This is a genomic window from Rubrilithobacter danxiaensis, from assembly GCF_047272945.1.
Taxonomy (GTDB): Bacteria; Bacteroidota; Bacteroidia; order Sphingobacteriales; family Sphingobacteriaceae; genus Rubrolithibacter; species Rubrolithibacter danxiaensis.
In genome coordinates, this window is record NZ_JBKOPS010000018.1 from 38969 (window position 1) to 51122 (window position 12154).

13 protein-coding genes are annotated in these 12154 nt (G+C 37.8%); 4 read left to right on the top strand and 9 right to left on the bottom strand.

Annotated elements, in window-relative coordinates:
• Positions 1–38: 38 nt before the first annotated feature.
• The gene (locus tag ACLCDL_RS17110) at positions 39–2405 is read right to left on the bottom strand and encodes an endonuclease MutS2 (protein ID WP_423149634.1); all 2367 of its coding nucleotides are present in this window, start codon (positions 2403–2405) and stop codon (positions 39–41) included.
• Positions 2406–2407: 2 nt separating this feature from the next.
• A complete protein-coding gene (locus tag ACLCDL_RS17115) occupies positions 2408–2920 on the bottom strand; it encodes a DUF4296 domain-containing protein (RefSeq protein WP_423149635.1) in 513 nt (170 codons plus the stop codon).
• A 44-nt stretch (positions 2921–2964) separates the two neighbouring features.
• Here ACLCDL_RS17115 and ACLCDL_RS17120 point away from each other — a divergent pair, with 44 nt between their 5' ends.
• The 4 genes from ACLCDL_RS17120 to ACLCDL_RS17135 are packed head-to-tail and all read left to right on the top strand — an operon-like array spanning position 2965 to position 6594.
• On the top strand, positions 2965–3654 hold the full coding sequence (locus ACLCDL_RS17120; RefSeq protein ID WP_423149636.1) for a YggS family pyridoxal phosphate-dependent enzyme: 690 nt from the start codon (positions 2965–2967) through the stop codon (positions 3652–3654).
• 18 nt (positions 3655–3672) lie between these two features.
• On the top strand, positions 3673–4176 hold the full coding sequence (locus ACLCDL_RS17125) for a GNAT family N-acetyltransferase (protein WP_423149637.1): 504 nt from the start codon (positions 3673–3675) through the stop codon (positions 4174–4176).
• The gene (locus ACLCDL_RS17130; protein WP_423149638.1) at positions 4160–5419 is read left to right on the top strand and encodes an aspartate kinase; all 1260 of its coding nucleotides are present in this window, start codon (positions 4160–4162) and stop codon (positions 5417–5419) included. The genes ACLCDL_RS17125 and ACLCDL_RS17130 overlap by 17 nt, the downstream gene beginning before the upstream one ends.
• Complete coding sequence (locus ACLCDL_RS17135) at positions 5416–6594, top strand: class I SAM-dependent methyltransferase (protein WP_423149639.1); 1179 nt, start codon at positions 5416–5418, stop codon at positions 6592–6594. The genes ACLCDL_RS17130 and ACLCDL_RS17135 overlap by 4 nt, the downstream gene beginning before the upstream one ends.
• 48 nt (positions 6595–6642) lie before the next feature.
• Here the strand turns inward: ACLCDL_RS17135 and ACLCDL_RS17140 are convergent, their stop codons facing one another.
• From ACLCDL_RS17140 to thrS, 7 genes are all read right to left on the bottom strand, one after another.
• On the bottom strand, positions 6643–6840 hold the full coding sequence (locus tag ACLCDL_RS17140; RefSeq protein WP_423149640.1) for a cold-shock protein: 198 nt from the start codon (positions 6838–6840) through the stop codon (positions 6643–6645).
• Positions 6841–6977: 137 nt separating this feature from the next.
• Positions 6978–7613, bottom strand: coding sequence for a peroxiredoxin (locus tag ACLCDL_RS17145; RefSeq protein WP_423149641.1), 636 nt, complete (start codon positions 7611–7613; stop codon positions 6978–6980).
• A gap of 82 nt (positions 7614–7695) precedes the next feature.
• Positions 7696–8601 (bottom strand): DUF72 domain-containing protein, encoded by a 906-nt coding sequence (locus tag ACLCDL_RS17150; RefSeq protein WP_423149642.1) that lies wholly within the window; start codon positions 8599–8601, stop codon positions 7696–7698.
• A gap of 79 nt (positions 8602–8680) precedes the next feature.
• Positions 8681–9025, bottom strand: a complete 345-nt coding sequence (gene rplT, locus ACLCDL_RS17155) for a 50S ribosomal protein L20 (protein WP_423149643.1) — start codon at positions 9023–9025, stop codon at positions 8681–8683.
• Between the two features lie 87 nt (positions 9026–9112).
• The gene (gene rpmI / locus ACLCDL_RS17160) at positions 9113–9313 is read right to left on the bottom strand and encodes a 50S ribosomal protein L35 (RefSeq protein WP_423149644.1); all 201 of its coding nucleotides are present in this window, start codon (positions 9311–9313) and stop codon (positions 9113–9115) included.
• 67 nt (positions 9314–9380) lie between these two features.
• Entirely contained in the window at positions 9381–9962 is a 582-nt protein-coding gene (infC, locus tag ACLCDL_RS17165) for a translation initiation factor IF-3 (RefSeq protein WP_423149645.1), read from the bottom strand.
• A 13-nt stretch (positions 9963–9975) separates the two neighbouring features.
• Positions 9976–11901, bottom strand: a complete 1926-nt coding sequence (gene thrS, locus ACLCDL_RS17170; protein WP_423149646.1) for a threonine--tRNA ligase — start codon at positions 11899–11901, stop codon at positions 9976–9978.
• Positions 11902–12154 lie beyond the last annotated feature (253 nt).

Below are 12154 nucleotides of genomic sequence, written 5' to 3' on the forward strand. Positions count from 1 at the left end.
TTCCGGCAACCTAACCTACGATAAAAATCCGTTATAAATTACTGCAAATAAACATACGTAATTCCATCGCCGCCCCTATCCGCATGTTCGTCTTCCATCCTGCTTACCTGCGAATATTTCCTCAGATAATCCCGAATAAGTTTCCGCAGTATTCCATCTCCTTTACCGTGAATTATTTTCAAACTCGGAAAGCCCATCATAATTGCCTTATCCAAATATTTTTCTATTTCATACAAGGCTTCCTCTCCACGCATGCCTCGCACATCCAGTTCAGGTTTAAATTGAGCAATACTATCTGAAATAGCGGATGAATATGATTTTCTGATCTCTTTAGGCACTTCCTGTCTGCTTATTTTTTGTACCCGTTTCCGTTTTACTACTGACCGAAGATCACCCATTGCAAGTATAACATTGTCTTTTGCAACATCTATAACCTGGCCAATAGTATTCGAATCAGAAAGTTTAACCCAATCGCCGGCAGCGAGTTCATCTGTTTCAGGCTTTACTGTAGCTTTCTTTTCTTCTTTCACCTCATTTCTACGCAATTCCTGCTGCAAATTCTGCCTTAGTTGCTGTGTTTTTACTTTATCAGCTTTGCTTTCTTTTATTTCTGATATCGTATTTTCAACCAGCTTATTTGCGTTCAGAATAATACTTTGAGCCTGTTGTTTGGCCTCTTTCAGTATTGATTTTTTGTTTTCTTCCAGGTACACGTTCAGCTTTTCGTTTTGTTCAAGCAGTGTCTTCACTTTTCTTTCCTGCTTTTCGAGTGCTATCCGGTTTTCCAGTAAAGCCTTTTTATCACGTTCCAGATCTACAAGTAGCGTATCTACCCGCTTTTGATGCTCTCCAATCTTATTTTTTGCTGATTGAACAACGTATTGCGGCAACCCTATCTTTTGTGCTATCTCAAAAGCATATGAACTGCCCGGTTTTCCTGTTTCCAGAATATATAGCGGGCGCATTTCAAGGTTATCGAAAAGCATCGAAGCATTTTCCAGTCCTTCTGTCGCATTTGCAAAAATCTTAAGATTGGAATAATGGGTGGTAATCACTCCCCTGATCTTTTTCCGGTTCAATGCTTCCAGAACTGCTTCTGCGATAGGCCCGCCAAACTGAGGATCAGTACCTGTTCCGAATTCATCTATGAGTACCAGTGTTTTGCCATTTGAATTTTCAGTAAAGTGCTTCATTTTAGAAAGATGGGCGCTGTACGTGCTTAGATCGCTCTCAATGGATTGGTCGTCTCCTATGTCTGCAAAAATTTGCTTAAAAATTCCAACTTTAGAATGCCCGTCTGCGGGAATTAACAATCCTGCCTGCACCATAATCTGTAAAAGCCCCACCGTTTTCATAGCCACAGACTTCCCTCCCGCATTGGGGCCCGAAACTACAACTACCCTTTGTTTTTCATTAATACTGATATTTAAAGGAACAACAGTATGATTTTCTTTTTTAAAATTCAGAAGCAATATCGGATGTCGTGCATTTACAAGTTCAATTGAAGCCTCATTAAGCAGTTCAGGAAGTTCGGCTTCCACATCAATTGAAAATAAGGATTTAGCCCGAACAAAATCCAGTTTGGTAAGCAAACTATGGTACGAAAGAAGTAGCGGAACATACGGCCGCAGTTCATCTGTAAGGGCCGTGAGTATTTTCACAATCTCCCGCCTTTTATCAAACTCCAGATCGCGTACCTTGTTGTTTAAATGAAAAACTTCTTCGGGTTCTACATAAACTGTTTGCCCCGAAGCTGATTCATCGTGAACAAAGCCTTTTAACTTTCGTTTATTCTCTGCAAGTAAGGGAATACATAAACGCCCGTCACGAATGGTTAAATTTCCATCGGCTGTCCAGCCGCTATTCTGAGCACTTTTAAAAATAAATTCTATCCGTTTTCTTGCTTCAAGTTCGGCTTTTGCAATACCTGAAGTTATTTCCTGAAGTTCTTTTGAAGCGTTCGTCTTTATCTTTCCTTTCTGATCGATAATTGCTTCTATTTTACGAATTATACCTTTCTCTATTGGAAGATGTTCAAAAAGCGCCTCCAGGTTCGGATACTGCCCTTCCCGTTCATTAAAATAATGAATAACAGAAAATACAGTAGTTAATGAAAGCAAAACATGAAAAAATTCCTCTTCGGTAAGAAAAACACCTTCTATCCGTGCTTTCTCAGCTAAATTTCGGATATTATAAAAATGATGAATTGGCAAGGGGGCATCATTTAACAAAATATCTCTGAATTCTGAAGTCTGGCGAAGAAACTTATTAATCTGATCAAAATTGCTCATCGGTTGAATTTTGTCAACCATCCGCTGGCCCATTTCACTAAGGCAATGCCCTTTAATCAGTTCTTTTATCTCTGTAAATCCTAATTTATCTTTTGCGTTTTCGGGGTAAATCATTTCTACTTTTTAGCTCCTGGCTTCTTTGCTGAATCCTGCGACATGATTTTCTTTTTATTAAAAATTTTCTGCAGTCTTTTCTGCTCCTTATCTTTCTTTATCGAATCTGCTTTTCTTTTAGCATCCTGTTCTGCTTTTTTCTGTTTTTCTTTTTCCTCTTTTTCGAGTTTCAAACGCATTTTCTCTGCTTCCTTTTCTTCTTTCTTTTGAAGCGAATCCAGTTTTTTTTGCACTATCAGATACATATCTTTTAACTCGTTCGATTTTGTATAATACTTTAGACTTTGTGCAAATCCAGCCGAATCTGTGTTATATTTCTTATAAATAGACTGGTATAAAACAGGTGTTACATTTCTCGCCGAATCTGGCGGCACCGAATTTACATAGCCATCTGCCAAATGAATATCTGTTAAAGCATTTACCATCTTCTCTTTTGCAATTATTCCATTAGGGACGGTATCTGAACAGCTTTGAAAAAAAAACAACAGTAAAAGCAAGGGTATTAAACGGTTCATTCGTAATTTAGTCGGCTATTAATAAGATGTAAAATTAAGCATAAATGAGCATAGCAGCCAATTTATTAGCAGTTAAGAAAGAAGCAGAAGCAGCAAAGGTAAAATTGATTGCTGTATCTAAAACAAAACCTGTCGAGGAGATTATGGAAGCCTACAATGCTGGGCAACGGGTGTTTGGCGAAAACATGGTTCAGGAATTAGCGGAAAAGCAGGAGAAATTACCCCAGGACATAGAATGGCATTTAATAGGCCATCTGCAAACTAATAAGGTTAAATACATTGCTCCTTTTGTTCATCTTATCCATTCTGTAGATAGCTTAAAATTGTTACAGGAGGTAGATAAACAGGCAGCTAAAAATAAACGTATTATTGATTGCCTGTTGCAAATTCACATTGCCGACGAAGAAACAAAATTTGGTCTTGACTTTGATGAGGCTGTAGAACTGCTCCGCTCGGAAGAATTTGCTGTGTTAAAAAACATACGGATAACCGGGCTTATGGGAATAGCAACAAATACCGACAATGAAAAGCAGATCAGGGATGAGTTTTATGAATTAAAAACTTTTTTTGAGGGAATAAAGCAAAGTTTTTTCCGTAAAAACGACTACTTCAGAGAAATCTCGATGGGAATGTCGGCAGATTACAAAATTGCGATAGAACAGGGAAGCACCATGATCAGGTTAGGAAGTACTATTTTCGGTAAACGAGTAATTCCGCACTGGAAGAACAATTAAAATATAATCATCCTACGAATGCAGATAAAAATCCGCGAAGCGAAAAAAGAAGACTGTTCGCGTTTGCTTGAGCTAATTCGTGAACTTGCAGAATATGAACGTGCTCCTCAGGAAGTAACAGTTACTTTAGAAGAATTTGAAACTGCCGGCTTTGGAGAAAATCCCGTCTGGAAAGCTTATGTAGCAGAAGCAAATACTAAAATAGAAGGCTTTGCTTTGTATTACATACGATACTCTACCTGGAAAGGCTGCCGGCTATACCTGGAAGATTTTATTGTTACAGAAGAACTTAGAGGAAGAGGTATTGGCAAAAAGCTTTTTGAAATTATGATAGCGGAGGCAAAAGAAAAAGGATTTAATGGAATGAGCTGGCAGGTGCTCGACTGGAATGAGCCTGCTATAAACTTCTATAATAAATACGAGGCTGCTATGGAAGCGGGCTGGTTGAATGCAAGTTTGTCTAAAGAGCAGTTACAGGATTTCGATATACCAGAATACATTTCCAATGACAGAAGTATTTAAGTTTGGCGGAGCATCTGTTAAGGATGCCGAAGGAATAAAAAACCTAGCTCAGATAGTAAAGCTAAACAGCAATAAGAACCTGCTGATAGTTGTTTCGGCAATGGGAAAAACCACCAATGCTTTAGAAGAACTTACCAAATCTTATATCAATCAGGACGAAAACGTAAATGAAATATTTAGTGCAGTAAAAGATTACCACTTTCACATTCTTGAAAATCTTTTCGCCCACAACCACAAAGTTTTCGACGAAGTAGCTAATACTTTTGTAGAGATTGACTGGATTATAGAAGAAGAACCAGCAGAAAACCATGATTTTGTGTACGATCAGATTGTTTCTCTCGGCGAACTTGTGTCCAGTAAAATTGTTGCCGCCTATTTAGAACAGGAGGGAATACAAACAAGGTGGCTGGATGCCCGCAGCTATATTCACACAGATAATACGTACCGCGAGGGACAGGTAGACTGGGATAAAACACGATCTGCCATTCAAAAACTCAACGAAAATATCTCAAAAAGCTGCTGCGTAACACAAGGATTCATCGGCGGAACTTCGGAAAATTACACAACAACACTGGGGCGGGAAGGCTCTGATTATACCGCCGCCATTTTTGCATCCTGCTTTAACGCAGAGGCAGTAACTATCTGGAAAGATGTTCCCGGAGTGTTAAACGCTGACCCTAAACTTTTTAATAATACCCTCAAATACGAGGAACTCAGCTATACTGAGGCGCTTGAAATGACTTACTACGGCGCTACGGTTATTCATCCCAAAACAATAAAGCCTTTAAAAGCTGCTAACATTCCACTATACGTAAAGCCTTTTATGTTCCCCGAGCAAAAAGGAACCGTTGTTAAAAACGTTACTGATTCAGTTATTAAAACTCCTGCCATCATAGTTAAAAATGAACAAGTATTAATTTCGCTTACCACAAAGGATTCCTCATTTATTACAGAAAATCATTTAAGCGATATTTTTAAAGTCTTTGCAGAGATGAACATTAAAATAAACATGATCCAGAATTCGGCAATCAGTTTTTCTGCATGTTTTGATTTTAACGACTTACGGTTTGAAAAAATACAGGAACAGTTAAAAGATTATTATAATTTCAAATACAATACAGGCCTTAAACTCCTTACAGTTCGTCATCCAAAGCAAAATTTAATAGACGAACTATCTGAAGGAAAAACAATATTAATGGAGCAAATAAGCAGAAATACAGCGCAATTAGTTATAAAAGATTGAATCCTTCTATTTTAGATCGTGAAGTACAGGAATTTATCAGGCAACACACTGCTTCTGATGTTAACCCGATTCTGCTAAAAAAAAGTCCTTTTGCAACTGTAAGCTCAAAAGAAATTGCTGAGCAGATTGATAGCCGGAACAGATGCGAAAAAAAATTGCCCACCTGGTTTAATACGCCTCAAATTTATTATCCCCCAAAGCTCGCTGTTGAACAGTCTTCGTCGGAGGCTACGGCTGTTTATAAATCACAACTGGCAATAGGAGGCTGTCTGATTGATCTTACAGGAGGATTCGGCGTAGATTCATATTTCTTTTCCTCTAAAGTCAATGAGCTTATTCATTGTGAATTAAATCCTGATCTATCAGATATTGCACAATATAACTCCAAAATTTTAGATGCAAAAAACATCCGGTTTATAAACGGCAACGGAATTAATTATCTACAAAATACAGATACAATTTTTGATACGATTTATATTGATCCTGCACGGAGAGTTGAAAACCGAAAAGTATTTTTATTAAAAGATTGTGAACCGGATGTGGTTAGCAATTTTAAACTTTTACTTTCCAAAACCAGGCGATTAATTATAAAAACCTCTCCTTTAATTGATCTGCAATCCGGATTAAAAGAACTCGCTAATGTAAGTGAAATACATATTATCAGCGTAAAAAATGATTGTAAAGAAGTTTTATGGGTTATTGATAAAGATTTTGAAGGAGAAGCAGCAGTAAAATGTGTATTACTGAACGAGCAGCAAAAACAAAGCTTTTCTTTTAACTTTTCGGAAGAAAAATCAATTGCACAGGTAGATTACAGCAAACCTGAAAGGTTTTTGTATGAACCCGATGTAGCCCTGTTAAAAGCAGGATGCTTTAAACTGATAACAAAGCGGCTCGAAATAAAAAAACTTCATCCCAATACTCATTTATACACTTCAGAAAACCTGGAAAACTCCTTTCCAGGAAGAAAATTTAAAATTGTTTCTGCAGGCAGCTACAAAGATTTTATCAAATACTCCCGAATAAAAAAAGCGAATATTATTACCAGAAATTTCCCTTCGAGCCCCGAACAGTTAAAAAAGAAACACAAATTAGCTGATGGTGGCACCGATTATTTAATTTTTTGTACAGGTTCTGAATCTGAGCTGTTAACACTACATGCAGAAAGGATATAAAAAAAGCCCCGGTAATTCCGAAGCTTTTTTTGTATGGTATATAACAACTTATACTTTTCTCACATTTACAGCCTGCAAGCCTTTGCGGCCTTCGGCAACTTCAAATTGTACATCATCGTTATCACGTAAGCTATTTACTCCGCCTTGTACATCTTTAAAATGAACGAAGATTTCTTTACCATCTTCTCCAGTTATAAAACCATAACCTTTTTGGGTGTTAAACCATTTTACTTTTCCAGTTTTCATAAATTATTGTATTAAATTCTGCCTAATCAGCCGTTTAAGAATTCCTGAAAAAGAAAGGTTTATTAATCAGATAGACTTGAAAACAGTGATAAACGTATTCAAATATAAAGATTTATTCTAATTCAAGTATATCAGCACTACTTATTAGGTTGTGGTGTCATACGTAAATATGGTTTAACTTCGCGATATCCTTTTGGAAATTTGGAAGGAATATCTTCTGTTTTAATAGACGGAACTATTACTACTTCCTCTCCTTCTTTCCAATCGGCCGGAGTTGCTACGCTGTAATTTGCCGTTAATTGCAATGAATCAATAACGCGTAAGATTTCCTGGAAATTACGGCCTGTTGATGCAGGATAAGTAATCATCAGTTTAATGGTTTTATCGGGGGCGATAATGTATAATGAACGCACTGTAGCCGTTGCAGATGCATTGGGATGGATCATATCGTAAAGCTCTGCCACTTTTCTGTCAGGGTCAGCAATTAACGGAAAGTTAACCTCTACATTTTGTGTTTCATTAATATCGTTAATCCATCCGTGATGTTTATCTACGGGATCAACACTTAATGCAAGTACTTTTACGTTCCTTTTCTTAAATTCATCACCCAATGCGGCAGTTCTGCCTAATTCAGTTGTACATACCGGCGTATAATCTGCAGGATGCGAAAATAAAACTCCCCAGCTATCTCCAAGGAATTCATAGAAATCAATTTCTCCCGCAGATGAATCTGCTTTAAAATTTGGGGCGACATCGCCTAATCGTAAGCTCATAGTATTTAATTTATAGGTTAAACATTATATCTACTAAGTTAGTAGGTTTTGTATGATATAAAATAATTGCAGTGTAAGATTTTCAGGAGGTTTTAATAAACTTCGGACTTTCTAACGAAATATTCAACAATTCGTTAACTGTCTGTACCGTATAGTCTGCCAGTATAGGGGTGTCCTTTTCATCGTGCTGATGCAGGAAAAAGTACACGCTTTCCAATCCCTGCTCAACCCATACTTTTATTCTTGCAGCCCACTCATCAATGCGGGCATAATCGGTAAGATGAAGGCTATTACCTACAAAACGAATAAATGCTTTTGGAATCGGAAGTTCCATGTGTAAACAATCTCTACGGCCGCTGGCATCGGTTATTACCGCTCCTTTTTGCACAGATCTCAACATTTCAAATAGCTCTTTTCGCACAACTACATCAGAAAACCAATCTCTATGCCGGACCTCTACAAAAACTTCAAAGTCTTGCGGTAAATATTCAAGATAGCTTTTTAAAATATCGAAATTTTTAGGTCCAAAATTATCGCTCAGTTGTAAAAAACAAGGTCCCAGAAATTGGCCAAATTCAGACACGGCAGCTAAAAACTGATCGGTAGCTTCTTCAGCATTTTTTAAACGTTTTATATGACTGATTGTCTGCGTAAATTTAGGGCAGAACTTGAAATTCTTCTGCTCTTTTTCTGCCTTTTCTTTCCATTTCCTAATCTGTTCCTTTGCCGGCATCATATAAAACAGCGCATTCAACTCAATACTATTGAAATGTTTTACATACTCATCCAGAAACTGCGCATCCTTAGTTTTTTCAGGATAGATCATTCCTACCCATTCTTTCCTCCCCCATTTTGCACAACCAATATATACTTCCGTTTTAACGTTAACCCGTTTTCCTGGCAAAACCCGTTTGGTAAGTTCTGAATCTGCAGGTAATTTAAAATTCACCTGATCTAACTGATGGGGGGGAATAAAACCAAAATCCATAGTAAATAATTTGAAACATAAAGAAACAAAAAAGGGAGCTATGTTTGTAGCTCCCTTTTAATTTTACTGTTGGTTCTTTTTATTTTACTGCATCAATTATTGCTTTGAATGCTTCCGGTTCGTTCATTGCTAAATCTGCAAGAACTTTACGGTTTAAACCAATATTATTTGCTGCAAGCTTACCCATTAGCTGAGAGTAAGAAATTCCGTGGTGGCGTGCTCCCGCGTTAATACGCTGGATCCATAAGGCTCTGAATTCTCTTTTTTTGGTTTTACGATCGCGGTATGCGTATTGTAAACCTTTTTCAACTGTGTTTTTTGCAATGGTATAAACCTTGCTTCTTGATCCCCAATAGCCTTTGGCTAAACCTAAGATCTTTTTTCTTCTTCTTCTTGACGCAACTGCGTTAACCGAACGTGGCATGTTGTTTGTTTTTTGGCAGACGGCGTCGCATTTGCGAGCTTATCCCAACTACTATCGGGACCGCAGGCCTGGTTAAAAAATTAATTATTACTTTCCGATTGCAAGCATTCTTTTTACGTTTCCAAGGTCAGCGTCAGATACTAAGCTGCTGTGTCCTAAGTTACGCTTGCGCTTTGTAGACATCTTGGTTAAGATGTGGCTCATAAATGCGTGCTGTCTTTTAACTTTACCTGTTCCAGTAAGCTTAAAACGCTTTTTAGCACTGGAATTGGTTTTCATTTTTGGCATAATAAATCTATTTACGAATTACGATTTTATTTAAATAACTACTGCACATTTACTTGTGCACCTTCAATTATTGTTTTTTACTTGCCGCCTTTGGAGCAACCGTTAAAAACATTCTTTTACCTTCTAACTTAGGTAACTGTTCTACTTTACCCACTTCTTCCAGAGCCTGAGCAAATTTTAAAAGTAAAATTTCACCCTGTTCTTTGTAAACGATGGCTCTACCTTTAAAATGAACGTACGCTCTTACTTTTTCACCATTTTCAAGGAAACTAATGGCATGTTTCAACTTAAATTGAAAATCATGCTCGTTGGTATTAGGCCCGAAACGGATCTCTTTAATTACCGTTTGTTTTGCATTGGCCTTAATTTCCTTTAACTTCTTTTTTTGCTCGTATATAAACTTGTTGTAATCAACAACCTTACATACAGGCGGATTTGCATTTGGGGAGATTTCTACCAGATCCAGTTCTTGTTCTTCCGCAATAGCACGGGCTTCTGCTAAAGAAAAAATCCCCTGCTCTACATTATCACCTACAAGACGGACCTGAGGAGATCTGATGAACTCATTAATATTATGTTCCGCTTCTTTTTTCTTAAACGGAGGTCTTGGCCCCCGGGGACCACTGAAACCTGGTTTTCCTAATGCCAAATTAACTTATTTATTAAACTGTTATTTCTTTAATTAACTGATCTTTAAATGCTTGTATCGTCATGCTTCCTAAATCCCCCTGGCCATGTTTTCTTACAGAAACCATACCTTCGTTCATTTCCTTCTCTCCTATGATAAGCATGAAAGGTATTTTCTTCACCTCAGCATCGCGAATTTTGCGACCGATCTTTTCGTCTCTCAAATCAATCAAGCCGCGAATATCGGAATTATTCAAGGATTCTAAAACTTTTTTTGCATAATCTTCAAATTTTTCCGAGATAGGCAAAATGATAAATTGCTCTGGAGTAAGCCATAATGGGAAGTTACCGGCGCAATGTTCAATCAAAACGGCAACAAACCGTTCCAACGATCCGAAAGGTGCCCGGTGAATCATTACAGGACGGTGTTTTGTGTTATCGCTTCCGGTATATTCAAGCTCAAATCTTTCCGGCAAATTGTAATCTATCTGAATAGTTCCCAATTGCCATTTTCTTCCAAGCGCATCCTTTACCATAAAATCAAGCTTCGGCCCATAGAAAGCTGCTTCTCCTAACTCTACTACTGTTGGTAGGCCTTTTTCTTCTGCTGCTTCAACAATTGCCTGTTCTGCCAGTTTCCAGTTTTCATCGGATCCAATGTATTTTGTTTTATTTTCAGGATCGCGTAAAGATATCTGAGCAGTATAATTATCAAAACCCAGCGCTTTAAATACATACAATACCAGGTCGATAACTTTTTTAAATTCTTCCTTTACCTGTTCAGGGCGACAAAACAAATGCGCATCATCCTGGGTAAATCCTCTTACCCTTGTTAAACCATGAAGCTCTCCGCTTTGCTCATAGCGGTAAACAGTTCCAAATTCGGCAAAACGAACAGGAAGATCTTTATAAGATCGTGGTTTTGATTTATATATCTCGCAATGATGCGGGCAATTCATTGGCTTTAGCAGGAATTCTTCGCCCTCCTGGGGAGTTTTTATCGGCTGAAAAGAATCTGCTCCGTATTTCTCGTAATGTCCGGAAGTAATATATAGGTTCTTATGGCCTATGTGCGGTGTTATCACCTGTTCATATCCGGCTTTACCCTGTGCTTTTTGAAGAAAATTAACAAGTCGTTCCCGTAAAGCAGTGCCTTTAGGAAGCCATAAAGGCAATCCCAGTCCGACTTTCTCCGAAAAAGTAAATAATTCGAGCTCTTTGCCCAACTTACGATGATCCCTTTTTTTCGCTTCCTCAATCATGTGAAGATATTCGGTAAGCTCACTTTGCTTTGGATAGGTAACACCATAAATACGGGTAAGCTGCTTTCGGCTTTCATCCCCACGCCAGTATGCTCCGGCAACATTCATTAATTTTACAGCTTTAATAAAGCCGGTATTAGGAATATGCGGACCACGACACAAATCGGTGAAATTGCCTTGGGTATAAAAAGTAATAGAGCCATCAGGAAGATCCTTTATCAGATCCAGCTTGTATTCATCTCCTTTTTCAGTAAAATATTCGATAGCCTCCGCCTTTGAAACCGGCTTTCTGATGTAATCAGCTTTTGTTTTTGCCAGTTCCAGCATTTTATCTTCGATCTTTTTAAAATCGTCTGAAGAAAATTCGGTATCACCGAAATCTACATCATAATAGAAGCCTGTTTCTATAGCAGGTCCAATTCCAAACTTAGTTCCGGGATATAAGGCTTCTAAAGCTTCTGCCATTAAATGAGCTGATGAATGCCAGAATGTTGCTTTGCCTTCCAGGTCATTCCAGGTTAAAAGTTTTACTGTGGCATCCTGTTCAATAGGGCGACTCGCATCCCAAACCTGTCCGTTAACTTCGGCTGCTAAAACGTTACGTGCTAATCCTTCTGAAATTGAAAGCGCAATCTGATAAGAAGATGTTCCGGATTCGTACTGACGAACCGAACCATCGGGAAGTGTAATGTTAATCATCTACAACTATGATTTCTGTTCAAAAAATAATTAATTATAAAATCACATACGCGTGTGATTTTTATTCGAGGAACAAAAATAGTATTATTTAGATGAATAGAGGGGTAAAAGAAGAATTAAGCAAAATGATAAAAATAAAAGGAGGCTGATAAAACTGGACTGCCCCCAAAAGTTTGGACGAATTTAGTTATTAGATTTGTAATAATGAGCTCGATATTCCATCGGGCTCATTCCATTTAAATTCAGTTTTATT

Excerpts from the sequence above, each read along its gene's own strand:
- ACLCDL_RS17130 (WP_423149638.1), top strand. The coding sequence starts at position 4,160 with ATGACAGAAGTATTTAAGTTTGGCGGAGCATCTGTTAAGGATGCCGAA.
- rplT (WP_423149643.1), bottom strand. The coding sequence starts at position 9,025 with ATGCCACGTTCGGTTAACGCAGTTGCGTCAAGAAGAAGAAGAAAAAAG.
- ACLCDL_RS17120 (WP_423149636.1), top strand. The coding sequence starts at position 2,965 with ATGAGCATAGCAGCCAATTTATTAGCAGTTAAGAAAGAAGCAGAAGCA.
- ACLCDL_RS17150 (WP_423149642.1), bottom strand. The coding sequence starts at position 8,601 with ATGGATTTTGGTTTTATTCCCCCCCATCAGTTAGATCAGGTGAATTTT.
- ACLCDL_RS17145 (WP_423149641.1), bottom strand. The coding sequence starts at position 7,613 with ATGAGCTTACGATTAGGCGATGTCGCCCCAAATTTTAAAGCAGATTCA.
- ACLCDL_RS17110 (WP_423149634.1), bottom strand. The coding sequence starts at position 2,405 with ATGATTTACCCCGAAAACGCAAAAGATAAATTAGGATTTACAGAGATA.
- thrS (WP_423149646.1), bottom strand. The coding sequence starts at position 11,901 with ATGATTAACATTACACTTCCCGATGGTTCGGTTCGTCAGTACGAATCC.
- ACLCDL_RS17125 (WP_423149637.1), top strand. The coding sequence starts at position 3,673 with ATGCAGATAAAAATCCGCGAAGCGAAAAAAGAAGACTGTTCGCGTTTG.
- ACLCDL_RS17140 (WP_423149640.1), bottom strand. The coding sequence starts at position 6,840 with ATGAAAACTGGAAAAGTAAAATGGTTTAACACCCAAAAAGGTTATGGT.
- ACLCDL_RS17115 (WP_423149635.1), bottom strand. The coding sequence starts at position 2,920 with ATGAACCGTTTAATACCCTTGCTTTTACTGTTGTTTTTTTTTCAAAGC.
- rpmI (WP_423149644.1), bottom strand. The coding sequence starts at position 9,313 with ATGCCAAAAATGAAAACCAATTCCAGTGCTAAAAAGCGTTTTAAGCTT.